Origin of the sequence: Pseudomonas paraveronii (assembly GCF_963681955.1) — a bacterium.
Classification (GTDB): Bacteria; Pseudomonadota; Gammaproteobacteria; order Pseudomonadales; family Pseudomonadaceae; genus Aquipseudomonas; species Aquipseudomonas paraveronii.
Map to the genome: position 1 here is coordinate 885,149 of NZ_OY817130.1, position 22,737 is coordinate 907,885.

20 protein-coding genes are annotated in these 22,737 nt (G+C 62.6%); 5 read left to right on the forward strand and 15 right to left on the reverse strand.

Annotated features, from left to right (window positions below; all coding sequences use genetic code 11):
- Positions 1 to 558: 558 nt before the first annotated feature.
- The 11 genes from U5A08_RS03870 to U5A08_RS03920 form a co-directional block, all read right to left on the reverse strand.
- Complete coding sequence (locus tag U5A08_RS03870) at positions 559 to 864, reverse strand: YkgJ family cysteine cluster protein (RefSeq protein WP_026139835.1); 306 nt, start codon at positions 862 to 864, stop codon at positions 559 to 561.
- Between the two features lie 75 nt (positions 865 to 939).
- Entirely contained in the window at positions 940 to 2,211 is a 1,272-nt protein-coding gene (locus U5A08_RS03875) for a class I SAM-dependent methyltransferase (RefSeq protein ID WP_321850401.1), read from the reverse strand.
- Complete coding sequence (locus U5A08_RS03880; protein ID WP_321850402.1) at positions 2,198 to 3,007, reverse strand: DUF1365 domain-containing protein; 810 nt, start codon at positions 3,005 to 3,007, stop codon at positions 2,198 to 2,200. Before U5A08_RS03880 ends, U5A08_RS03875 begins: the two co-directional genes overlap by 14 nt.
- On the reverse strand, positions 3,004 to 4,251 hold the full coding sequence (locus U5A08_RS03885; RefSeq protein WP_321850403.1) for an NAD(P)/FAD-dependent oxidoreductase: 1,248 nt from the start codon (positions 4,249 to 4,251) through the stop codon (positions 3,004 to 3,006). Before U5A08_RS03885 ends, U5A08_RS03880 begins: the two co-directional genes overlap by 4 nt.
- On the reverse strand, positions 4,248 to 5,030 hold the full coding sequence (locus U5A08_RS03890; protein ID WP_253393324.1) for an SDR family NAD(P)-dependent oxidoreductase: 783 nt from the start codon (positions 5,028 to 5,030) through the stop codon (positions 4,248 to 4,250). Before U5A08_RS03890 ends, U5A08_RS03885 begins: the two co-directional genes overlap by 4 nt.
- Positions 5,027 to 5,449: a nuclear transport factor 2 family protein gene (locus U5A08_RS03895; protein WP_253393325.1), complete on the reverse strand. Its 423-nt coding sequence runs from the start codon at positions 5,447 to 5,449 to the stop codon at positions 5,027 to 5,029. Before U5A08_RS03895 ends, U5A08_RS03890 begins: the two co-directional genes overlap by 4 nt.
- The gene (gene phrB, locus U5A08_RS03900) at positions 5,442 to 6,887 is read right to left on the reverse strand and encodes a deoxyribodipyrimidine photo-lyase (RefSeq protein WP_321850408.1); all 1,446 of its coding nucleotides are present in this window, start codon (positions 6,885 to 6,887) and stop codon (positions 5,442 to 5,444) included. The genes U5A08_RS03895 and phrB overlap by 8 nt, the downstream gene beginning before the upstream one ends.
- Complete coding sequence (locus tag U5A08_RS03905) at positions 6,888 to 7,829, reverse strand: MerR family transcriptional regulator (protein ID WP_253393327.1); 942 nt, start codon at positions 7,827 to 7,829, stop codon at positions 6,888 to 6,890.
- Positions 7,830 to 7,832: 3 nt separating this feature from the next.
- Positions 7,833 to 8,798: a YbgA family protein gene (locus U5A08_RS03910; RefSeq protein ID WP_276196453.1), complete on the reverse strand. Its 966-nt coding sequence runs from the start codon at positions 8,796 to 8,798 to the stop codon at positions 7,833 to 7,835.
- 112 nt (positions 8,799 to 8,910) lie between these two features.
- Positions 8,911 to 9,126 carry a TIGR02450 family Trp-rich protein gene (locus U5A08_RS03915; RefSeq protein WP_253393329.1) on the reverse strand — a complete coding sequence of 72 codons (216 nt, stop codon included), beginning with the start codon at positions 9,124 to 9,126 and terminating at the stop codon, positions 8,911 to 8,913.
- Positions 9,123 to 10,109 carry an NAD(P)/FAD-dependent oxidoreductase gene (locus U5A08_RS03920; RefSeq protein ID WP_253393330.1) on the reverse strand — a complete coding sequence of 329 codons (987 nt, stop codon included), beginning with the start codon at positions 10,107 to 10,109 and terminating at the stop codon, positions 9,123 to 9,125. Before U5A08_RS03920 ends, U5A08_RS03915 begins: the two co-directional genes overlap by 4 nt.
- 211 nt (positions 10,110 to 10,320) lie before the next feature.
- On the opposite strand from U5A08_RS03920, the gene U5A08_RS03925 reads away from it, so the two are divergent.
- On the forward strand, positions 10,321 to 11,220 hold the full coding sequence (locus U5A08_RS03925; RefSeq protein ID WP_321850415.1) for a TIGR01777 family oxidoreductase: 900 nt from the start codon (positions 10,321 to 10,323) through the stop codon (positions 11,218 to 11,220).
- Between the two features lie 14 nt (positions 11,221 to 11,234).
- A complete protein-coding gene (gene hemH, locus U5A08_RS03930) occupies positions 11,235 to 12,260 on the forward strand; it encodes a ferrochelatase (RefSeq protein ID WP_321850417.1) in 1,026 nt (341 codons plus the stop codon).
- Positions 12,261 to 12,300: 40 nt separating this feature from the next.
- Here the strand turns inward: hemH and U5A08_RS03935 are convergent, their stop codons facing one another.
- Positions 12,301 to 14,397: a TonB-dependent siderophore receptor gene (locus U5A08_RS03935; protein WP_321850418.1), complete on the reverse strand. Its 2,097-nt coding sequence runs from the start codon at positions 14,395 to 14,397 to the stop codon at positions 12,301 to 12,303.
- A gap of 112 nt (positions 14,398 to 14,509) precedes the next feature.
- Positions 14,510 to 15,664, reverse strand: coding sequence for a Do family serine endopeptidase AlgW (gene algW, locus U5A08_RS03940; protein ID WP_253393334.1), 1,155 nt, complete (start codon positions 15,662 to 15,664; stop codon positions 14,510 to 14,512).
- A gap of 102 nt (positions 15,665 to 15,766) precedes the next feature.
- Here algW and U5A08_RS03945 point away from each other — a divergent pair, with 102 nt between their 5' ends.
- From U5A08_RS03945 to cysN, 3 genes are all read left to right on the forward strand, one after another.
- Positions 15,767 to 16,525: a Nif3-like dinuclear metal center hexameric protein gene (locus U5A08_RS03945; RefSeq protein ID WP_017845498.1), complete on the forward strand. Its 759-nt coding sequence runs from the start codon at positions 15,767 to 15,769 to the stop codon at positions 16,523 to 16,525.
- Positions 16,526 to 16,705: 180 nt separating this feature from the next.
- Positions 16,706 to 17,623, forward strand: a complete 918-nt coding sequence (gene cysD / locus U5A08_RS03950; protein ID WP_010565604.1) for a sulfate adenylyltransferase subunit CysD — start codon at positions 16,706 to 16,708, stop codon at positions 17,621 to 17,623.
- A gap of 9 nt (positions 17,624 to 17,632) precedes the next feature.
- Entirely contained in the window at positions 17,633 to 19,531 is a 1,899-nt protein-coding gene (cysN, locus tag U5A08_RS03955; protein WP_253393335.1) for a sulfate adenylyltransferase subunit CysN, read from the forward strand.
- Positions 19,532 to 19,706: 175 nt separating this feature from the next.
- On the opposite strand, the gene U5A08_RS03960 is transcribed toward cysN, so the two are convergent.
- Positions 19,707 to 20,606, reverse strand: a complete 900-nt coding sequence (locus tag U5A08_RS03960; protein WP_321850421.1) for a 1-acylglycerol-3-phosphate O-acyltransferase, YihG family — start codon at positions 20,604 to 20,606, stop codon at positions 19,707 to 19,709.
- The gene (gene pta, locus U5A08_RS03965) at positions 20,607 to 22,706 is read right to left on the reverse strand and encodes a phosphate acetyltransferase (RefSeq protein WP_321850422.1); all 2,100 of its coding nucleotides are present in this window, start codon (positions 22,704 to 22,706) and stop codon (positions 20,607 to 20,609) included.
- Positions 22,707 to 22,737: the final 31 nt, after the last annotated feature.

The following is a 22,737-nucleotide window of genomic DNA, read 5'->3' on the forward strand; positions in this document are numbered from 1 at the left end:
CATTGAGATATTCGTCGGCCTGAGATCAGCGGTAAGCGGTCGTAATCCGCTCGCGTTCGGTGGCATCGAAAACTACTCGTTGCCCTGTAAAACCCTGTGGGAGGGGGCTTGCCCCCGATAGCGCAGTGTCAGTCGCAGAATTTGCCAACTGACCCACTGCTATCGGGGGCAAGCCCCCTCCCACATTGAGATATTCGTCGGCCTGAGATCAGCGGTAAGCGGTCGTAATCCGCTCGCGTTCGGTGGCATCGAAAACTACTCGTTGCCCTGCAAAACCCTGTGGGAGGGGGCTTGCCCCCGATAGCGCAGTGTCAGTCGCAGAATTTGCCAACTGACCCACTGCTATCGGGGGCAAGCCCCCTCCCACATTGAGATATTCGTCGGCCTGAGATCAGCGGTAAGCGGTCGCGAATCCCTTCGCGTTCGGTGGCATCGAAAACTACTCGTTGCCCTGCAAAACCCTGTGGGAGGGGGCTTGCTCCCGATAGCGCAGTGTCAGTCGCAGAATTTGCCAACTGACCCACTGCTATCGGGGGCAAGCTCCCTCCCACATTGAGATCAGCGGTAAGCGGTCGCAATCCCTTCGCGTTCGGTCAGGCATTCCGGCGCGCCCATCTCGAATTCCCGGCAGATCAGCGGCCGACGCGTATAAATCGTACACATCATCGTGTCCCGGTCCAGCGCCGCGCACCAGCCGTCGTCCAGGCGCAGCATGACTTCACCGCCCCAATCGTCGGTGTCGATATAGCGCTCGGGCACGCCCGTGTCGGTGATCAGCATGACTTCCAGCTGGCAGCAGCAGGCCGCGCACGTCGAGCAGGTGACGGCGGGGGTGGTGATTTGGGTGTGGGGGATGTTGGTCATAGGCGCGCAGTGTAAGGCAAGCGGGTGATACAGGTGTGAAAGGGCTGACAGACGTTAGCGTACCAGCCGCATTGGTTAAGCACTGAAACGCCCGAGCAACGGCGGGTTGATGGCTGCCGGCTTGGCCAGCAGCAACTGCGCGGTGCCGATGGTGCGCTCCATAAAGCCACCTTCGCAGTAGCACAGGTAAAACTCCCACAACCGCAGGAAGTATTCGTCGTAGCCCAATTCCATGAGGCGGCCGTGGGCACGGCGAAAGTTCTCATGCCACAAGCGCAGGGTTCGCGCGTAATGCAGGCCGAAATCTTCCATGTGCAGCAGGTTCATATCGGTGTCGCGGCTGATGATCTGCAGCATGTTCTGCACACAGGGCAGGGCGCCGCCGGGGAAGATATAGCGCTGGATGAAGTCGACGCTGTTCTTGGCCTGTTCAAAGCGTTGCTCGCGGATGGTGATGGCTTGCAGCAGCATCAGGCCATCGCTCTTGAGCAGGTGGGCGCACTGTTTGAAGTAGGTCGGCAGGAAGCGATGGCCCACCGCTTCGATCATTTCGATGGACACCAGCTTGTCGTATTGGCCGCTCAGGTCGCGGTAGTCCTGCAACAGCAGCGTCACCTGGTCTTCCAGCCCCATGGCGGCGATGCGTTGCTGGGTGTAGGCAAACTGTTCCCTGGACAAGGTCGTCGTGGTGACTTTGCAGCCATAGTGCCGCGCCGCGTACAACGCCATGCTGCCCCAGCCGGTGCCGATCTCCAGCAGATGGTCGGTGGGTTTAAGCGCGAGTTTCTGGCAGATGCGCTCCAGTTTGTTCAGTTGCGCCTGTTCCAGGGTGTCTTCGGCGCTCAGGAACTGCGCCGCCGAATACATCATGGTCGGGTCGAGGAATTCTTCGAACAGATCGTTGCCCAGGTCATAGTGAGCGGCGATGTTTTTCTGCGAGCCCTTGCGTGTATTGCGGTTGAGCCAATGCAAGCCTTGGGTGAACGGCCGCGCCAGTTTGGCCAGGCCACCCTCCAGTGCGTCGAGCACCTCCAGGTTGCTGACCATTACACGCACCACCGCAGTCAGGTCCGGGCTGCTCCAATACCCGTGGATAAACGCTTCGCCCGCACCGATTGAACCGTTGGCCGCCACCAGCCCCCACACCGCCGAATCGAGGATCTGGATTTCCCCCAGCAGGTGCGCTTCGCGGGCGCCGAACACTTGGCGTTCGCCGTCCTCGATCAGCACCAACTGACCGTGGCGCAATTGGCTGAGTTGACGCAACACGGCCTTGCGCAGCAGTGCGGTGGTCACGCCGTTGACGTTCAGGCGGTTGGCCTTGACCGATAAGTTAGGGGATTTCATGACGGCGATCCTTGGTGTACCCGACTGCAGTGCGAGAGGCGCCATCGGCGGCCTGATGGGGAAAAATCGGTGTGCGTTTGAGCAACAGGCACAGGGCCTGCCAATAAATCGCCAGGCAGGTCTTGGCGGTCATCCAGGGGAAGCGCCACAGGTAACGGTGCAGGGCGGCGCGGTTGAGCGTTTCCTTGTGCAGGCTCAAGGTGGCGTCGAAGACTTTTTGATCGCCCTGCCAATCGGCCATGTGTACGCCAAGCCTGGCTGTGGGCGGGCTGAAGCTCATGCGGTATTCCAAGTCGCGCGGCAGAAACGGCGACACATGAAACGCCTTGGCCACGGCGAAATGCTGATGCTCGTCGGCGCCTTGCGTCAGGGCCGGCAGCACATAGTGATAGCGTTCGCGCCATGGGGTGTTGGTCACTTCACACAGGATCGCGGCCAATTGTCCGTCGGCCTCGAAGCAGTAGAAGAAACTCACCGGGTTAAAAGCCAGGCCCCAACTGCGGGCCTGGGTCAGTAGGCAGATAACGCCCTGGGGTGTGCGCCCCAGCGCCTTGCCGACTTCCTGGCGCACGGCATCGGTCAAGCTCATACCGTGGCGCGTGAATTCACGCAGGTAATCCTGCTGGCGAAAGCCGAAGGCGGCCAGGCGACCGGCGCCGGCCAGGGGCGAGAGCCCGAGCACTTCGTCCTGTTCGCTTAAGTCCAGGTACAGCAAGCCGATGCGGTAGCGAAAGGCATGGGCCTTGGGCGCAAACCGTCGATGGGCGATCCAGCCGCTGTACAGCGCGCTGTTCACAGGGCTTCTCCAAACGCCTGGGCCACGCGCAAGGCGCTGACCACGCCGTCTTCATGGAAACCGTTGGCCCAATAGGCGCCGCAATAGTAGGTGTGCTGCGCACCGCACAACTCTTCCCAGCGCGCTTGCGCGGCCACGGCCGCCAGGCTGTATTGCGGATGGGCGTAGGTGTAGCGGGCGAGGATCTTCAGCGGGTTGATCATTGACGTCTGGTTGAGGCTGACGCAAAAGGTCGTGGCGCTGTCGATGCCTTGCAGGATGTTCATGTCATAGGTCACCGCCGCCTGGGTCTGCGGGTTGCCGCTGAGCCGGTAGTTCCAGCTGGCCCAGGCCCGTTGGCGGTCGGGCAGCAGGCGCGTGTCGGTGTGCAGCACCACGTCGTTGTCGGCGTAGGGCAGGGCGCCGAGGATCTGCTGCTCGGCACTGCTCGGGTCGCCCAGCAGGGCCAGCGCCTGGTCGCTGTGGCAGGCGAACACGACTTTGTCGAAGGCTTCGGTGCCGGCGGCGCTGTGGATAATCACGCCGTCTGCGGCGCGCTCGACCCGATGCACGGGGCAGTCGAGGCGAATCTGTTCACGAAAGCCGCGGGTCAACGGTTCGATATAGCTGCTTGAGCCGCCCTCGATCACGCACCATTGCGGGCGGTTGCTCACCGACAGCAAACCGTGGTTCTTGAAGAAGCGCACAAAGAACTGCAAGGGGAAACCGAGCATGTCCGCCAGGGACATCGACCAGATCGCCGCGCCCATCGGCACGATGTAATGCCGGATGAATCGCGGGCCGTAGCCGCCGGCGTCGAGGTAGTCGCCCAGGGTCATGTCGGCGCTGATGCGTTGCGCTTGCAGGTCCGCCGGCGCCTCGCGGTTGAAGCGCAGAATATCGCGCAACATGCCCCAGAACCCTGGCGACAGCAGATTGCGCCGCTGGGCAAACAGGCTGTTGAGGGTGTTGCCGTTGTACTCGAACCCGCTGCTGCGGTCGCACACCGAAAAACTCATCTCGGTGGGTTTGAACGTCACGCCGATCTGCCCCAGCAGGCGGATGAAGTTGGGGTAGGTCCAGTCGTTGAACACGATAAAGCCGGTGTCCACCGCATAGCGTTTACCCTCGACGGTCACGTTGACCGTGTGGGTGTGCCCGCCGATGCGGTCACCCGCTTCGAACAGGGTGATGTCGTGGCGACGGTTGAGCAGGTAGGCGCTGGTCAGTCCGGCAATGCCGCTGCCGATAATGGCGATCTTCACAGGTCGTCCTTTTTCGGCGGCGGGCTGCGCAGCATGCGTTTGCCGATGATCAGTTGCGCGCGATTCGGCAGCTTCGACAGCGGCCACAGGGTGGCGATGAGCATCGCCGGGAAGGCGATCTCCAGCGGACGCTTGTTCAGCTTGGCGAAGATATACCGTGCCGCCTTGTCGGCAGACCAGCTCATGGGCATCGGGAAGTCATTGCGCTCGGTCAGCGGCGTGTCGACAAAACCCGGGCTGATCACGGTGACGTCGATGTTTTCCGGCGACAGGCTGATGCGCAGGGAGTCGAACAGGTAGCGCAAGCCGGCCTTGGACGCGCCATAGGCTTCGGCGCGCGGCATCGGCAGGTAGGTCACGGCGCTGGCCACGCCCACCAGGTGCGGCGTGCGCCCGGCGCGCAACAGCGGCAGCGCGGCTTCGATGCAATAACTGCTGGCGAGCAGGTTGGTGCGTACCACGTGCTCGATGATCGACGCGTCGAATTGCTTGGCATCGACATATTCACAGGTGCCAGCGTTGAGGATCACCGTGTCCAGTGCCCCCCAGACCTGGGCGATGTGTTCGCCGATTTCGCGCACGGTCTGGCTGTTGGTCAAGTCGCCCGCCACGACCAGTACTTGGCCGGGAAAGCGTTGGGCGAGCGCTTGCAGCGGGCCTTTGGTGCGCGAGCTGAGGGCCACGTGGGCGCCGCTGTTGAGCAGTTCCACGGCGAGGGAGGCACCGATGCCACTGCTGGCGCCGGTCAGCCAATAACGACGGGCTGGTGTGAGGCTCATCCGATTCTCCTTTTCAGCCAACTGACCACACGGCCGACGACGGGCAAGTGTTCGTAAAGCATCGCGCCGGCATCGAAATAATCCCGATGGCGGTACACCTTGTCGCGCCACATCAGGTGCGAGCAGCCTTCCACCCGGATGACCTTGCCCTTGGCCAGGCGCGGGTGGCAAAAGCTCATTTTCCAGCGCAGGTAACCTTCGCCTTCGGCCACCTGGTCGAAGCCGTGGAAGTCGAAGCGCAACTGGCTGACATTACCGTATAGCTGCGCGAAATAGTGGTGCAGCGCCGTGAGCCCATGCACTTCGTGCAGCGGGTCGGTGAAGGCGATGTCCTTGCTGTACAGGCTGTCGAGCAGGTGCAGGTTGTGCTTGTCCAGAGAGGCAAAGGCCTGGGCGAAGCGGCGCAGGAAGTCACTCATATTCGGCTCCCACTGCCTGGCGCGACGGCAGGCTGCGGAATGCCGCCAATGCCCGTTCGCGGGAGTGTTTCAGGTCGACAATCGAACGCGGGTAATCGGCCACGCCGAACAAGCCGCCGGCAGCCTGCGGGTCGTGTACGTCCTTTTTATTCAGCGCCGCCAGTTGCGGCAGCCAGTGCTTGATGAACACGCCGTCGCCGTCGAATTTTTGCGACTGGCTCAGCGGGCTGAAAATCCGGAAATACGGCGCCGAATCGGTGCCGGTGGACGAACTCCACTGCCAGCCGCCGTTGTTGGCCGCCAGGTCGCCGTCGATCAGGTGGCGCATGAAGAAGCGCTCGCCTTCGCGCCAGTCGATCAACAGGTTCTTGGTCAGGAACATCGCCACCACCATGCGCAGGCGGTTGTGCATCCAGCCGGTGTCCAGCAGTTGGCGCATGGCGGCGTCGATGATCGGCAAACCGGTGCGTGCCTGCTGCCAGGCGGCGAGGTCCTCGGGCGCGTTGCGCCAGGCCACCGCCTCGGTTTCGGGGCGGAAGGCGCGGTGACGGGACACGCGCGGGTAGCCCACCAGGATGTGCTTGTAGAACTCACGCCAGAGCAGTTCGTTGATCCAGGTGATTGTGCCGATGTCGCCGCTTTCGAACTCGCCCTGGTTGCTCTGCAACGCAGCATGCAGGCACTGGCGCGGCGAAACCACGCCCGCCGCGAGGTACGCGGAAAGCTGGCTGGTGCCGGGCTTGGCCGGGAAGTCGCGCTCGTCCTTGTAATAGCTGATCTGCTGCTCGGCGAACGTGTCGAGGCGGCGGTGCGCTTCGTCTTCACCGGCGGGCCAGAGGGCGCGCAGCGTCTCACTCGGCGCTTCGAAACCGTCGACCTGTTGCGGCACCGGGTCGCTGTTCAGCGCGAGGGCCGCTTGAGCCTTGGGCGTGGCCACCCGGCGCGGCAGGGCGCTGTGCAGGCGGGCATAGCAGACCTTGCGGAACTGGCTGAATACCTGGAAGTAGGTGCCGGTCTTGGTCAGCACGCTGCCGGGCTGGAAAAGCAATTGGTCCAGGTAACGGTGCAAGCTCACGCCTTCGGCTTCCAGGGCCTTGGCCACCGCCGCATCGCGACGGCTTTCGTGGATGCCGTATTCCTCGTTGACGTGTACCGACTCGACCGACAGCTCCCGACACAACTGACCGAGCACGGCCGGCGCCTGGTCCCAGGTCGCGGCAGAGCGGATCAGCAAGGGAATATTCAGTGCGCCGAGGGCCTGGCTCAAGTGCTGCAGGTTGCGCAGCCAGAAGTCGACCTTGCACGGTGCGTCGTCGTGGGCCAGCCATTGCTGCGGGGTAATCAGGTATACGGCCGCCACCGGGCCGCGCTGGCTCGCAGCGAGCAGGGCGGTGTTGTCATGCAGGCGCAGGTCGGTGCGCAGCCAGATCAAATGCATTTAAAGAAGTCCACGCTGGATCAGTATCTGGTGAGCCGACAATGGGTCTTCGGCGACGAACAATTCAGGGATTTCGCCGGTCAATACCGTCAACTCGGCCTGGTGGATGCATACCGTTGGCCCGACGATCAACTTTGGGCAAGCGATGCCGCCCAGAAGTTTGGCGAGTGCCGACAAATGGAGTGCCTGGCTCGAATACAGCAGCACCGCCCTTGGTTGCAGGTGTTCCACCGCCAGCGCCAGTTCGCCGGCTGGCAGCGGCCAGTCGAAGACTTCCACCGGGCAATCGGCGCTGCTGGCCAGCCACGCGCTGAGCCACAGGTGCGGCTCCAGCGGCAGGTCGGAATGATTCACCAGCAGCAGCGGTGCGCCGTGCAACTGGCGATTGTTGTGATAGATCCGCGCGCCGAACTTGCTGCGCAACCAGGACAGGAAGAACACCCGTTCCATCTGCGCGCCGAATTGGCCCTGCCAGCGTTGCTCCAGTTCGCGGAGCAGCGGCAGCAGCAGTTGTTCGCACAGGGTGCGCGGCGGGTAGAGCGCCATGGCCTGGTTGAAGGCATCGTCGACCCGGCGTTCGGCCAGTTCGCTGATGGCCTGCACCAGGGTCTGGCGCAGGGTCTGCCATTCGTTTTCGATGGCGTCGGGGGCGACGTGCGCGGAGTCGATCAGGTTTTTCACCTGACTGACCGGCACGCCGCGATTGAGCCAGGTGAGGATGGTGTGGATGCGTTGCACATGGTCGTGGCTGAACAGCCGGTGGCCCTTGGGCGTGCGCTGCGGCACGATCAGGCCATAGCGGCGTTCCCAGGCGCGCAGGGTCACGGCGTTGACGCCGGTCTGGCGCGCCACTTCACGAATCGGCAGCCAGCCGTCTTCGAGGGCTTGGACGAGATCTTCGCCGGGGTCGTCTTGCAAGGCTGCTGTCGTGAGGCTTTTCATGGTTCAGATCGCATTACGCAGGCTGAGATTTTCCGGGTGCGGCTGCAAGTAGGCCTGCTGCGCGATGTAGCGGTCCGGGTGGAGGCGAAAGTGGTGCTTGAGCAAGGTCAGCGGCACCACCAGCGGCACGATGCCTTGGCGGTATTGGCCGATCACGGTTTGCATTTCCTGCTTGTCGTCGGCGCTGATGGCCTGCTTGAGGTAACCGCTGATGTGTTGCAGCACATTGGTGTGCGTGCCGCGGGTGGCGCACTTTTTCAGCCCGCTCATCAGCGCGCTGAAATAGTCGGCGCCCAACGCGTCGAGGTCTTCGCCCCTGGCCATGCTGCCGAGCAGGTTGCCGAGGCTTTTGTAATGCGCCGGGCTGTGGGCCATCAGCAGGTATTTGTAGCGCGCGTGAAAGGCCAGCAGGCGATGGCGGGTCAGGCCTTCGCCGAGCAATTGTTGCCAACTGGCGTAGACGAAGACGCGGGTCAGGAAGTTTTCCCGCAGCACCGGGTCATTCAGGCGACCGTCTTCTTCCACGGGCAGGTTGGGGTGGCGTGCGCAAAAGGCCTGGGCATAGATGCCGCGCCCGCCGCCGTCCACCGGTGCGCCGTTTTCACGGTAGACCTTGACCCGTTCCAGGCCGCAGGACGGCGATTTCTGCATAAAGATGTAGCCGCTCAGGTCGGTGTGCTCGGCGGCCATCTTTTCGCCGTATTCGCCCAGCGGCGCGGTGACATTCAGTTCGCGATGCACGGTGCCGACGGCTTGAGGGGCTGCGGCATCGCCCACCAGGCGAATGGTTTCCCGAGGAATACCCAGGCCGATCGCCACTTCCGGACACAGCGGCAAAAAGTCGAAGTACTCGGCGAGCACTTCGCTGCAGAGTTGCGATTGCTTATGGCCGCCGTTAAAACGGACGTTCTCGCCCAGCAGGCAGGCGCTGATACCAATCTTCGGCTTGATGGACGTGGTGCTGGACATGGCCAACCCTCTGCAAGATTCCTGTACAAATGAATAATCGTGTACAGCTAAATCTCATCATAGAGCTGATGCTGTACAAGTCAAATATTCTGTACAAGTATTTGCGTGAGGGCTATTTCCAGCCGATTCGCCAGTCCTCGGCGTTTTGCAGGGTTTGCCAGGGCAGGCGTTCACCGCGCTGGGTCATGACAGCTTGTAGCTCGATGTCGAGCACGGTGCCTTCTTCATCACAAAACAGTTCGGTGACCAGGAAGTGTTTTTCCTTGTTGCGAGGGTGTGCTGCTGTCCACTTCGACAGCAGCAATTTGGTCGGGTTGATGCGGTTCATTGCAGGTGCTCGATCAAGCGCCGCGCGGCTTCCTGGCCGCTGAGCCAGGCACCTTCGACCCGGCCCGACAGGCACCAGTCGCCACAGACGTACAGGCCCAGGTCGGCGTCGGCCAGCACGCCGAATTCATGCGCGCTGGACGGTCGTGCGTAAAGCCAGCGGTGCGCCAGGCTGAACGAAGGCGCGGGCATGGCGCTGTGCAGCAGTTCGGCGAAGGCGCCGTGCAGGTGCTCGATCACCGCTTCCTTGGACAGGTCCAAGTGCTCCTTGCTCCAGGCGCTGGTCGCGTGCAGCACCCAGGTGTCGAGGGAGGCATCGCGCCCCGGTTTGCTGCGGTTGCGCGCCAGCCAATCGAGCGGGCTGTCTTGCACGAAGCAGCCTTCCATCGGGGTTTCCAGCGGCTTGTCAAAGGCCAGGGCGATGGCCCAGGTCGGGTCCATCTTCACGCCGGCAGCGGCACTTGCCAGTTTCGGTGCGGCGGCCAGCAGGGCGGTTGCTTGCGGGGCGGGCGTGGCGATGATGACGTGGCTGAACGGGCCGTGGTTGCCGCCGTCGGCGTCCAGCAGGTTCCAGTGGTGTTTGCCTTGGAACACTTCGGTGATACGGCAGCCGAACTGCACCGGCAGGTCGTCGAGCAGGGCGCGGGTGATGGCGCTCATGCGCGGCGTGCCGACCCAGCGAATCTGTTCATCGGGGGAGGGTGTGAGTTGGCCGGACTTGAAGTTATACAGCTGCGGCTTCCATTGCTCGGCCCAGCCGTTGCTTTGCCAGCGTTGCACTTCGTTGACGAAGCGCCGGTCGCGGGCGGTGAAGTACTGGGCGCCCATGTCCAGTGCGCCGGCGTCGCTGCGCTGGCTGGACATGCGGCCACCACTGCCGCGGCTTTTATCGAAGAGTTGTACAACGTGCCCGGCGTCTCGTAACGCTCGGGCGGCGGAGAGACCGGCGATGCCGGTGCCAATGATCGCGATGGGGACAGTCATGGGAGGCCTCGTTTTACCGTTGGGTACAGACTACGCCGACACCAATAGCTGTACAATATTGTTTTTTGGTATAAGTTTTGGCGTACCTGATCGTTTGGCATGACCTATGGTTAAAGCTGAGGCTTAAATCAATATCACGCCCGATTGCAAATGATCCCTGCATATAAAATAGACCAGTGATCGGTGGCGAACGTTACATGAGGAAGATCCCATGCACATTTTGCTGACCGGCGGTACCGGCCTGATCGGTCGTCAACTTTGCCAACATTGGCTGGCGCAAGGGCATCGCCTGACGGTGTGGAGCCGTCACCCTGAACAGGTCGCCAGGTTGTGTGGCGATGCGGTGCACGGTGTTGCCAGCCTGCAAGAGGTTATCGGCCCGGTGGACGCGGTCATTAATCTGGCCGGCGCGCCGATCGCCGATCGCCTCTGGACGCATAAACGCAAGGCGCTGCTGTGGAGCAGCCGCATCAGCCTGACCGAAACCCTGCTGGTGTGGCTGGAAGGCCTGGCGGAGAAACCGGCGGTGTTGATTTCCGGTTCTGCCGTGGGCTGGTACGGCGACGGCGGCGAGCGCGAACTGACCGAAGCCAGCGGCCCGGTGCAGGACGATTTTCCCAGCCAGTTGTGCGTCGCCTGGGAAGAAACCGCCCAGCGCGCCGAAGCCCTGGGCATTCGCGTGGTGCTGGTGCGTACCGGGCTGGTGCTGGCGGCCGAGGGCGGCTTTTTGTCGCGGCTGTTGCTGCCGTTCAAGCTGGCACTGGGCGGGCCGATCGGTAATGGTCGGCAGTGGATGCCGTGGGTGCATATCAACGATCAAATCGCGCTGATAGATTTTCTTCTGCACCAGCGCGACGCCAGCGGTCCCTATAATGCCTGCGCGCCGCACCCGGTGCGTAACCGCGAGTTTGCCAAGACGTTGGGCGAGGTGCTGCACCGCCCGGCGTTCATGCCCATGCCGGCCTTCGTGTTGAAGGTTGGGTTGGGTGAGTTGTCCGGCTTGTTGCTGGGCGGCCAGAAGGCTTTGCCCGAGCGCCTGTTGGCGGCCGGTTTCACTTTCCAGTTCACTGAGTTGAAGGCGGCCTTGGACGACTTGTCCGGCCGCCTCTAGAGATAGGATGTTGCATGACGGATCACGCGTTGTTACTGGTCAACCTGGGGTCACCGGCGTCTACTTCGGTGGCCGATGTGCGCAGCTACCTCAATCAGTTCCTGATGGACCCTTATGTGATCGACCTGCCGTGGCCGGTGCGGCGCTTGTTGGTGTCGCTGATCCTGATCAAGCGCCCCGAGCAGTCGGCCCATGCCTATGCCTCGATCTGGTGGGAAGAGGGCTCGCCGCTGGTGGTGCTCAGCCAGCGCCTGCAGCAGCAAATGACCGCGCAGTGGACCCAGGGTCCGGTGGAGCTGGCGATGCGTTACGGCGAGCCGTCCCTTGAAACGACCCTGGTGCGCCTGGCCGCCCAGGGCATTCAGAAGGTCACCCTGGCGCCCTTGTACCCGCAGTTCGCCGACAGCACCGTGACCACGGTGATTGAAGAAGCCAAGCGGGTGGTGCGCGACAAGAAGCTCAAGGTGCAGTTCTCGATCCTGCAACCGTTCTACGATCAGCCGGAATACCTCGATGCGCTGGTGGCGAGCGTGCGGCCCTATGTGGCGCAGGACTACGATCACCTGCTCCTGAGTTTCCACGGCCTGCCCGAGCGCCATCTGACCAAGCTCGATCCTACGGGCGCGCATTGCTTCAAGGATGTCGATTGCTGCAAGAAGGCCTCGCCGGAGGTGCTTGCCACCTGCTATCGCGCGCAATGCTTCAGCGTCGCGCGCAACTTTGCCGAGCGCATGGGCCTGCCGGAGGGCAAATGGTCGGTGGCGTTCCAGTCGCGCCTGGGCCGGGCGAAGTGGATCGAACCCTACACCGAGGCGCGCCTGGACGCGCTGGCCAAGCAAGGCGTGAAAAAGCTGCTGGTGATGTGCCCGGCGTTCGTCGCCGACTGCATCGAGACGCTGGAAGAGATCGGCGATCGCGGCCGCGAGCAATTTCGCGCAGCGGGCGGCGAGGAGTTGGTGCTGGTGCCGTGCTTGAATGACAGCGAGCAGTGGGCGGCGGCGCTTAACACCCTGTGCGAGCGGGCGCCCGTGGCACTGTAATGTGGGAGGGGGCAAGCCCCCTCCCACAGGTGTGACCGTGTTACAGGTTGAGGGTCAAGTTGACCGTGAGGTTGCGCGGTTCACCGGGGCTGACCCAGTAATTGCTGTAGGAGCGTTCGTAGTACTTTTCATCAAACAGGTTGTTAAGGTTCAAACCCACGGTGACGTTGTCCGTGGCCTTGTAATGTGTCAGCAGGTCCACGGTGTGATAGGCGGGCAGTTCGAAGCTGCCGCCGGCTTCACCGGAGCGATCACCGACATAGGTGAACGCAACGCCCACGTCTGAACCGCGCAACGCGCCGTCCTGGAATTCATACACCCCCAACAGGCTGCCGCTGCGCTTGGCCACGCCGAGAATGCGGCTGCCGGTGGGGATGGCTTTATCGCCCTTGGTCACTTCGGCGTCGATGTAGGCGAACGCGCCGATCATGCGCATCGCCTCGCTCAGTTGCCCGCTCAGTTGCAGGTCAACCCCTCGGCTGCGTGCCTTGCCCATGGCGCGTTGGGTGTCGGTGGCCGGGTCCACGGCCAGCACGTTTTCCTTCTCGATGTGGAACGCGGCGAGCGTGGCGCTGAGGCGCTCGTCGAACAGCTCGCTCTTGATCCCCACTTCATACCCCACACCCTCTTCAGGCTTGAAGGATTTGCCGCCAGCGTCCAGGCCGTTGTTCGGCTTGAATGAGGTCGAGGCGTTGGCGAACACCCCGACTTCAGGTGTGAGCTGGTAGAGCAGGCCGGCGCGTTGCGTCAGGGCGTCGTGGGTCTGGCGGTGCTTGGCGTGGTGGCGGGTGAAGTCGTCGGTGCGTTGTTCGAAGTGCTCGATGCGCGCGCCGAGCATGCCGCGCAGGCGCTCGGTGAAGATGATCTGGTCTTGCAGGTTCAGTGCCTGGCTTTTTACCTGTTCGGAGAAATCAGTGCCGGAGCGCTCGCCATTGGGTTTGGGCTGGCCGTAGACCGGGTTGTAGATGTCGATCGCGTAGGGGCTGCCGGCGATGGCGGTCACGCGCTCCTTCTTGCGGTAGTCCTCGTACTCGGTGCCGATCAGCAACTCGTGTTGCCAACGGCCGATGTCGAACAGGCCGCGCAGTTCCAGCTGGGTGATGCTGTCGTGCCAACCCATGGAGCGTTCGCGGTAGCGGCGGTCGACGGTGTGGCCGTCGCTGTTCAGCGCGCGGTTTTCCGACGCGTCGCCCCACAGGCTGCCTTGTTTGTAATGGCTGGCCAGGCGCAGTGCCCACGTGTCGTTGAGGTGATGCTCGAGGGTGGCCTGGAGGCGGTTGTTGTGGTTGTTGATGTCGCCGTCGTTAGGTTCGCCGAGGAAGGTAGCGCGCGACATGCCGCGAGGCGCGACGATGCCACGGTCGAAGGTGGAGCGGTGACGCACGAATTCGCTTTCCACCAGCAGGTGCGTGTCGGGGGCCAGTTGCCAACTGAAGGATGGCGCGACGAACACTCGCTTGGCGTCTACGTGATCGCGGAAACTATGGTTGTCTTCCACCGCCAGATTGACCCGTGTCAGCACCTGCCCTTCGCTGTCCAGCGGGGTGTTCACGTCCAGCGCGGTGCGATAGCGGTCCCAACTGCCGGCGCTGGTTTGCAGGGTGGTGAATGCGTCGGGCTGGGGTTTTTTGGTGACGATATTCACCGTGCCGCCTGGATCGCCGCGCCCGTACAGGCTGGCGGCGGGGCCTTTGAGCACTTCAATGCGTTCGAGATTGGCGGCGTCCGGCGTGCTCGGGTAACCGCGGTTGGCGCTGAAGCCGTCCTGGTAGAACTCCGACGTGGTGAAGCCGCGCACGCTGTATTCGTAGAGGGTGAGGCCGCCAAAATTGTTCTGCTTGGAGACGCCGCCGGCAAATTCCAGGGCGCGTTCCACGTTGGTGCTGCCCAGGTCCTTGAGCACGTTGGCGGGAATCACGCTGATGGATTGGGGGATGTCGCGCAGCGCGGTGTCGGTCTTGGTTGCGCTGGCAGAGCGGGTGGCGCGATAGCCATTGACCGGGCCAGTGGCGGATTCATAGGCGTCGGCGGTGACGCTGATGGTGTCCAGTTCTATGCGAGTGTCTTCGGCGTAGGCGGGGTCCAGCAGCAAACCCAGGGCCAGGCCGGCCAAGGGGGGAAACGTGCGAGGCGGCATGATAGAGCGTTCCAATAGCGGTATTGAAACAATATAACATGTCATTATGTGGGCGGTTCGGTTCTGAAATATATGCTTACAGGTGCCCGCGAACGGGCACCTGGGGCGCGAGTCATTCCTCTTCCTTCACCGGCGCAGGCGGTGGGCGCAGGCCGATTTCCGCCGACAGATTGAGCTCTTTACCGTTGCGCATCACCTGGATCGTGACCTTGTCGGTCGGCTTGATCCGCGCCACCTGGTTCATCGACTTGCGGCCATCACCGGCCGGTTCGCCGTCGATGTTGAGGATCACATCCCCCAATTGCAGGCCGGCCTTCTGTGCCGGGCCATCGCGGAAGATCCCGGCGACCACGATGCCCGGGCGCCCGGTCAGGCCAAACGACTCGGCCAGTTCCTTGCTCAGCGGCTGCACTTCGATCCCCAGCCAGCCGCGGATCACCTGGCCGTGCTCGACGATCGACTTCATCACTTCCATCGCCAGCTTGACCGGGATCGCAAAACCGATGCCTTGGGAGCCGCCGGACTTGGAGAAAATCGCCGTGTTGATGCCGGTCAGGTTGCCGTTGGCATCCACCAGCGCACCGCCGGAGTTGCCGGGGTTGATCGCGGCGTCGGTCTGGATGAAGTCTTCGTAGCTGTTGAGGCCCAACTGGTTACGCCCGGTGGCGCTGATGATGCCCATGGTGACCGTCTGGCCGACGCCGAACGGGTTGCCGATGGCCAGCGCGACATCGCCGACCCGCAGTCCTTCGGAGCGGCCGATGGTGATGGCGGGCAGGCTTTTCAGGTCGATCTTCAACACGGCGAGGTCGGTTTCCGGGTCGCTGCCGACCACGCGGGCCAGGGTTTCGCGGCCGTCGCGCAGGGCCACTACAATCTGGTCGGCACCGGTGGTCACGTGGTTGTTGGTGAGGATGTAGCCTTCCGGGCTCATGATCACCCCGGACCCCAGGCTCGATTCCATGCGCCGCTGCTTGGGGCTGTTGTCGCCGAAATAGCGGCGGAACTGCGGGTCTTCGAACAGCGGGTGCGCCGGCTTGTTGATGACCTTGGTGGTGTACAGGTTGACCACCGCAGGGGCGGCGATGACCACGGCGTCGGCATAGGTCACCGGGCCTTGCACCATCGTGTTGGTTTGCGGGGCCTGTTGCAGGTTCACATCAAGGCTCGGTAAGCCCACCCACTGGGGGAAACGCTGAATAATCAACATCGCGATCAGCACGCCAGCCAGCAATGGCCATCCAAAAAAACGCAGTGCCTTGAGCATCAAGTAAGTCCTGACAGGTTGCAGGGGGCGGGAGAGCGCCCATAATGTCGCGCATTATACGAGGCTGTGAGCGCCTCGGAACGGGATATTTAGGAGTCTTTTATGGCCGTTGCTTTGAGCACTCTCGTCGAGGAAGCGGACCGCTACCTTGGCAGCGCAAAAATTGCCGATTACTGCCCCAACGGCCTGCAGGTCGAGGGGCGCCCGCAGGTGATGCGCATCGTCAGCGGCGTCACCGCCAGCCAGGCATTGCTCGACGCCGCCGTTGAAGCCCAGGCCGATCTGGTGCTGGTCCACCACGGTTATTTCTGGAAGGGCGAAAACCCGTGCATCACTGGCATGAAGCAGCGCCGCCTGAAGACCCTGCTCAAGCACGACATCAGCCTGCTGGCCTACCACTTGCCGCTGGACCTGCACGCCGAGGTCGGCAACAACGTCCAGCTGGCGCGGCAGTTGGATATCACTGTCGAAGGCCCGCTGGACCCGGCCGACCTCAAGATCGTCGGCCTGGTCGGCTCCCTCGCCGAGCCGCTGTCGCCGCGTGACTTCGCCCACCGCGTGCAGAGCGTCTTGGGGCGCGAGCCGCTGTTGATCGAAGGCAGCGAGATGATCCGCCGCGTCGGCTGGTGTACCGGCGGTGGCCAGGGCTACATCGACCAGGCGATTGCGGCCGGCGTCGACCTCTACCTGAGCGGCGAAGCCTCCGAGCAGACCTTCCACAGCGCCCGCGAAAACGACATCAGCTTTATCGCCGCCGGCCATCACGCCACCGAGCGTTACGGTGTGCAGGCATTGGGGGACTACCTGGCGCGGCGTTTCGCCCTGGAGCATTTGTTCATCGATTGTCCCAACCCGATCTAACGCACACCACCCTCCCACATTTGGGAGGGTTCGGCCGGCCATCGCCGCCAAACCTCGGGGCATATCCATATATCGTTTCGATCTAGCTGGCGCCCTGAATAGAAGCAGGTGCTGTGCTAGCATGCCTCGCTCGAACACGGCCCGCTGGCCGTCCATAAGATCGTTTTTCCGTGAGTAGCCATGGTCGACAAACTGACGCATCTGAAACAGCTGGAGGCGGAAAGCATCCACATCATCCGCGAGGTCGCCGCCGAGTTCGACAACCCGGTGATGCTCTACTCGATCGGTAAAGACTCCGCCGTGATGCTGCACCTGGCACGCAAGGCGTTCTTCCCGGGCAAGCTGCCGTTCCCGGTGATGCACGTCGACACCCAGTGGAAATTCCAGGAGATGTACACGTTCCGCGACCGCATGGTTGAAGAACTGGGCCTGGACCTGATCACCCACGTCAACCCGGACGGTGTGGCGCAGGGCATCAACCCGTTCACCCACGGCAGCGCCAAGCACACCGACATCATGAAGACCGAAGGCCTCAAGCAGGCCTTGGACAAGTATGGTTTCGACGCCGCGTTTGGTGGTGCCCGTCGCGATGAAGAAAAGTCCCGCGCCAAAGAGCGCGTGTACTCGTTCCGCGACAGCAAGCACCGCTGGGACCCGAAAAACCAGCGCCCGGAGCTGTGGAACGTCTACAACGGCAACGTCAACAAGGGTGAGTCGATCCGTGTGTTCCCGCTGTCCAACTGGACCGAGCTGGACATCTGGCAGTACATCTACCTGGAAGGCATCCCGATCGTACCGCTGTACTTCGCCGCCGAGCGCGATGTGATCGAGAAGAACGGCACGTTGATCATGATCGACGACGACCGCATCCTCGAGCACCTGTCCGACGAAGACAAAGCCCGAATCGTCAAAAAGAAAGTACGTTTCCGTACCCTTGGCTGCTACCCGTTGACGGGCGCGGTGGAGTCCGAAGCCGAGACGCTGACGGACATCATTCAGGAAATGCTCCTGACGCGAACTTCCGAGCGCCAGGGCCGGGTCATCGACCACGATGGTGCCGGCTCGATGGAAGATAAAAAACGTCAAGGCTATTTCTAAGGGGCTGTCATGTCGCATCAATCTGATTTGATCAGCGAGGACATCCTCGCCTACCTGGGCCAGCACGAGCGCAAGGAAATGTTGCGCTTCCTGACCTGTGGCAACGTCGACGACGGCAAGAGCACCCTGATCGGGCGCCTGCTGCACGACTCCAAGATGATCTACGAAGATCACCTGGAAGCCATTACCCGCGATTCGAAGAAAGTCGGCACCACCGGTGACGACATCGACCTGGCGTTGCTGGTCGACGGCCTGCAGGCCGAGCGTGAGCAGGGCATCACCATCGATGTCGCCTACCGCTACTTCTCCACCGCCAAGCGTAAATTCATCATCGCCGATACCCCTGGCCATGAGCAGTACACCCGCAACATGGCCACCGGTGCCTCTACCTGTGACCTGGCGATCATCCTGGTCGACGCACGCTACGGCGTGCAGACCCAGACCCGTCGCCACAGCTTCATTGCCTCGTTGCTGGGCATCAAGCACATCGTCGTCGCCATCAACAAGATGGACCTCAACGGTTTCGACGAAGGTGTGTTCGAGCAGATCAAGGCCGACTACCTGAAGTTCGCCGACGGCATCGCCTTCAAGCCGAGCACCATGGCGTTCGTGCCGATGTCGGCGCTCAAGGGCGACAACGTGGTGAACAAGAGCGAGCGTTCGCCGTGGTACACCGGCCAGTCGCTGATGGAGATCCTCGAAACCGTCGAGATCGCCAACGACCGCAACTACACCGACCTGCGTTTCCCGGTGCAGTACGTCAACCGTCCGAACCTGAACTTCCGCGGTTTTGCCGGCACCCTGGCCAGCGGCATCGTGCACAAGGGCGACGAAGTCGTGGTGTTGCCGTCGGGCAAGAGCAGCCGCGTCAAATCCATCGTCACCTTCGACGGTGAACTGGAGCACGCTGGCCCAGGCCAGGCCGTGACCCTGACCATGGAAGACGAGATCGACATCTCCCGTGGCGACCTGCTGGTGCATGCCGATAGCGTGCCGCAAGTGACCGACGCCTTCGACGCCATGCTGGTGTGGATGGCCGAAGAACCGATGCTGCCGGGCAAGAAATACGACATCAAACGCGCCACCAGCTACGTGCCGGGTTCCATCACCAGCATCGTGCATCGCGTGGACGTGAACACCCTGGCCGAAGGCCCGGCGAGTTCGCTGCAGTTGAACGAGATCGGCCGGGTCAAGGTCAGCCTCGACGCCGCCATCGCCCTGGACGGTTACGCGAGCAACCGCACCACCGGCGCGTTCATCGTCATCGACCGCTTGACCAATGGCACCGTGGCCGCGGGCATGATCATCGCGCCGCCGGTTGTCCACGGCAGCGCCGCGCAGCACGGCAAGTTGGCCCATGTGGCCACCGAAGAGCGTGCCCAGCGTTTCGGCCAGCAGCCGGCAACCGTGTTGTTCAGCGGCCTGTCGGGCGCCGGTAAAAGCACCTTGGCCTACGCGGTTGAGCGCAAGTTGTTCGACATGGGCCGCGCGGTGTTTGTGCTGGATGGCCAGAACCTGCGTCACGACCTGAACAAAGGGTTGCCGCAGGACCGTGTCGGGCGTACCGAGAACTGGCGTCGTGCGGCTCACGTCGCACGCCAGTTCAACGAAGCCGGCCTGCTGACCCTGGCCGCGTTTGTTGCGCCGGATGCCGAAGGGCGTGAACAGGCCAAGGCGCTGATCGGTGCCGATCGCTTGCTGACGGTCTACGTGCAGGCTTCGCCGCTGGTGTGCGCCGAGCGTGATCCGCAAGGCCTGTACGCGGCCGGTGGGGATAACATCCCTGGCGAGTCCTTCCCCTACGACGTGCCGTTGAATGCCGATCTGGTGATCGACACCCAGGCCCTGTCGCTGGAAGACAGCGTCAAGCAAGTGCTGGAGCTGTTGCGTCAGCGCGGCGCGATCTAAACCTCGCCGCTACAAAAAGCCCGCCACCGAGTGATCGGTGGCGGGCTTTTTACATTCTCAAGATCGGGCTCGGTTAAATGTGGGAGGGGGCTTGCCCCCGATTGCAGAGTGTCAGTCAGAGCATCGGGTGACTGGACCACCGCTATCGGGGGCAAGCCCCCTCCCACATTTTGTATCAGTGGCGGTCTGGATAATCTGTGTGAAGTTGGCTGAGCAGCGCATCCTTGTCTTCCCACAACCGATTGATCCAGCCCTGGAACGCCAGCCGATACTCGCCATCCTGCTCATAATTCTTGCCAATGAACTCAGGCGGGATCGGCACTTCCTCGAACCGCACCACCACGTCCTGCACATTCCCGCACAACAAGTCCCAGTAGCCGGGGCGTCCGGCGGGGTAGTGGATGGTCACATTGACCAATGACTTCAACTGCTCACCCATGGCATCCAACACAAACGCAATACCGCCGGCCTTGGGCTTGAGCAAGTAGCGAAACGGCGACTTCTGCTGCGCATGCTTGCCGACGGTAAACCGCGTGCCTTCGGCAAAGTTGAAAATGCCCACAGGGTTGGCGCGAAACTTCGCGCAGGTCTTGCGGGTGGTTTCCAGGTCCTTGCCTTTCTTCTCCGGGTGTTTTTCCAGGTAGGCCTTGGAGTAGCGCTTCATGAACGGAAAGCCCAATGCCCACCAGGCCAGGCCAATCACCGGTACCCAGATCAGTTCCTGCTTGAGAAAGAACTTCAGCGGGCGAATCCGTCGATTGAGCACGTATTGCAGCACCATGATGTCGACCCAGCTCTGGTGGTTGCTGGTCACCAGATAAGAGTGCTGGTAGTCCAGCCCTTCCAGGCCTTTAAGGTGCCAGCGGGTGCGCCGCACCAGGTTCATCCACGCCTTGTTGTTGCTGATCCAGGCTTCATGGGTGTGGTTCATCAGCCATTCGCTGAAGCGCTTGGCGAACGGCAGTGCCTTGAACAGCGCGACGATGAACAGGAACGAACACAGCAGGATCGTGTTCAGCGCCAGCAGCAACGACGCGATCACCCCGCGCACGGCGGCAGGTAGAAAATCCAGCATTTAGATCTCCATAGGTCGGTTGGCGGCTTGAATCGCGGTCAGCGCGATGGTGTACACAATGTCGTCGACCTGGGCGCCGCGCGGCAGGTCGTTCACCGGTTTGCGCAGGCCCTGGAGCATCGGCCCCAGGCTGACGCAATCGGCGCTGCGTTGCACCGCCTTGTGGGTGGTGTTGCCGGTGTTCAGGTCGGGGAACACGAAGACCGTGGCCTTGCCCGCTACCAGGCTGTTGGGTGCCAGTTGCCGGGCAACGGTTTCGTTGGCGGCGGCATCGTACTGCAACGGGCCGTCGATCAGCAGCGAGCTTTGTTGTTCATGGGCGAGCAGGGTGGCTTCGCGGACTTTTTCCACTTCTTCGCCGCTGGCCGATTCACCGCTGGAATAGCTGATCATCGCCACCCGTGGCGTGATGCCGAACGCCGCCGCCGAGTCGGCGCTTTGCAAGGCGATTTCCGCCAGCTCGGCGGCGCTCGGGTGCGGGTTCATCACACAGTCGCCGTACACCAGCACCTGTTCGGGGAACAACATGAAGAACACCGACGACACCAAAGTGCAGCCCGGCGCGGTCTTGATCAGTTGCAGGGCCGGGCGGATGGTGTTCGCGGTGGAGTGGATAACCCCGGAGACCAGGCCGTCGACTTCATCGAGCGCGAGCATCATGGTGGCGATCACCACGGTGTCTTCGAGTTGCTGTTCGGCCATCGGCGCGTTGAGGCTCTTGCTCTTGCGCAATGCGACCATCGGTTCGACATAACGCTCGCGAATCAGGTCCGGGTCGAGAATTTCCAGGCCTTCGGGCAATTCGATGCCCTGGGCGCGGGCGACCGCTTCCACGTCCGCCGGCTTGGCCAGCAACACGCAGCGGGCAATGCCGCGGGCCTGGCAGATCGCGGCGGCTTGCACGGTCAACGGCTCGCTGCCTTCGGGCAGGACGATGCGCTTGTTGGCGGCCTGGGCGCGCTGGATCAATTGGTAGCGGAACACCGCCGGCGACAGGCGCATCTCCCGTGGCGTGCCGCAGCGTTGGTGCAACCAGCGCGCATCGAGGTGGCTGGCGACGAAATCGGTGATGATCTCGGCGCGCTCGCGGTCATCGATGGGGATTTCCTTGTTCAGGCTGTTGAGCAGGTTCGCTGTCTCGTAGGAGCCGGTACTTACCGACAGCACCGGCAGCCCGGCCTGAAAGGCGCCTCGGCAGAGGTCCATGATGCGCGGGTCGGGCAGGGTGTCGCTGGTCAGCAGCAGGCCGGCTAGGGGCACGCCGTTGATCGCGGCCAGGCTGACGGCGAGGATGATGTCGTCGCGGTCCCCCGGCGTCACCACCAGCACGCCCGGCTTGAGCAGTTCCACGGTGTTGCGCATGGTGCGGGCGCAGATGATGATTTTGGACATGCGCCGGGTTTCATAATCGCCGGCGTTGAGGATCTGCGCGCCCATCAGGTCGGCGACGTCGCGGGTACGCGGCGCGTTGAGTTCGGGCTGGAAAGGAATGCAGCCGAGCAGGCGGAAATCCCCGCTGCGCAGCAACGGCGAATGCTCCTTGAGGCGCGCCGAGAAGGCTTCCATGCTTTCATCGGTGCGCACCTTGTTGAGGATCACACCGAGCACTTTCGGGTCTTTCGGGCCGCCGAACAACTGGGCCTGCAATTCCACGCGGCCGGAGAGTTCGGTGAGCACTTCGTTTTCCGGCGCCGAAACCAGGATCACTTCCGCGTCCAGGCTCTTGGCCAGGTGCAGGTTGACCCGCGCCGCATAGCTGGCGCTGCGGGTCGGCACCATGCCTTCGACGATCAGCACGTCCTTGCCCACGGCGGCCTGTTGATACAGGGTGATGATTTCTTCGAGCAACTCGTCGAGCTGGCCGTCGCCGAGCATCCGCTCGACATGGGCCAGGCCCAGAGGCTGCGGCGGTTTGAGGCCGTGGGTGCGAGCGACCAGCTCGGTGGAACGTTCGGGGCCGGTGTCGCCGGGGTGCGGCTGGGCAATCGGTTTGAAGAAGCCGACTTTCAACCCGGCACGTTCAAGGGTGCGCACCAGCCCAAGGCTGATGGAGGTCAGACCCACACCAAAATCGGTGGGCGCGATAAAAAAAGTCTGCATGCGAATTCTCTGGAGGTGCATGGCTTCGGTG

Excerpts from the sequence above, each read along its gene's own strand:
- U5A08_RS03870 (WP_026139835.1), bottom strand. The coding sequence starts at position 864 with ATGACCAACATCCCCCACACCCAAATCACCACCCCCGCCGTCACCTGC.
- U5A08_RS03875 (WP_321850401.1), bottom strand. The coding sequence starts at position 2,211 with ATGAAATCCCCTAACTTATCGGTCAAGGCCAACCGCCTGAACGTCAAC.
- U5A08_RS03890 (WP_253393324.1), bottom strand. The coding sequence starts at position 5,030 with ATGAGCCTCACACCAGCCCGTCGTTATTGGCTGACCGGCGCCAGCAGT.
- U5A08_RS03895 (WP_253393325.1), bottom strand. The coding sequence starts at position 5,449 with ATGAGTGACTTCCTGCGCCGCTTCGCCCAGGCCTTTGCCTCTCTGGAC.
- phrB (WP_321850408.1), bottom strand. The coding sequence starts at position 6,887 with ATGCATTTGATCTGGCTGCGCACCGACCTGCGCCTGCATGACAACACC.
- U5A08_RS03905 (WP_253393327.1), bottom strand. The coding sequence starts at position 7,829 with ATGAAAAGCCTCACGACAGCAGCCTTGCAAGACGACCCCGGCGAAGAT.
- U5A08_RS03910 (WP_276196453.1), bottom strand. The coding sequence starts at position 8,798 with ATGTCCAGCACCACGTCCATCAAGCCGAAGATTGGTATCAGCGCCTGC.
- U5A08_RS03915 (WP_253393329.1), bottom strand. The coding sequence starts at position 9,126 with ATGAACCGCATCAACCCGACCAAATTGCTGCTGTCGAAGTGGACAGCA.
- U5A08_RS03920 (WP_253393330.1), bottom strand. The coding sequence starts at position 10,109 with ATGACTGTCCCCATCGCGATCATTGGCACCGGCATCGCCGGTCTCTCC.
- U5A08_RS03925 (WP_321850415.1), top strand. The coding sequence starts at position 10,321 with ATGCACATTTTGCTGACCGGCGGTACCGGCCTGATCGGTCGTCAACTT.
- hemH (WP_321850417.1), top strand. The coding sequence starts at position 11,235 with ATGACGGATCACGCGTTGTTACTGGTCAACCTGGGGTCACCGGCGTCT.
- U5A08_RS03935 (WP_321850418.1), bottom strand. The coding sequence starts at position 14,397 with ATGCCGCCTCGCACGTTTCCCCCCTTGGCCGGCCTGGCCCTGGGTTTG.
- algW (WP_253393334.1), bottom strand. The coding sequence starts at position 15,664 with ATGCTCAAGGCACTGCGTTTTTTTGGATGGCCATTGCTGGCTGGCGTG.
- U5A08_RS03945 (WP_017845498.1), top strand. The coding sequence starts at position 15,767 with ATGGCCGTTGCTTTGAGCACTCTCGTCGAGGAAGCGGACCGCTACCTT.
- cysD (WP_010565604.1), top strand. The coding sequence starts at position 16,706 with ATGGTCGACAAACTGACGCATCTGAAACAGCTGGAGGCGGAAAGCATC.
- cysN (WP_253393335.1), top strand. The coding sequence starts at position 17,633 with ATGTCGCATCAATCTGATTTGATCAGCGAGGACATCCTCGCCTACCTG.
- U5A08_RS03960 (WP_321850421.1), bottom strand. The coding sequence starts at position 20,606 with ATGCTGGATTTTCTACCTGCCGCCGTGCGCGGGGTGATCGCGTCGTTG.
- pta (WP_321850422.1), bottom strand. The coding sequence starts at position 22,706 with ATGCAGACTTTTTTTATCGCGCCCACCGATTTTGGTGTGGGTCTGACC.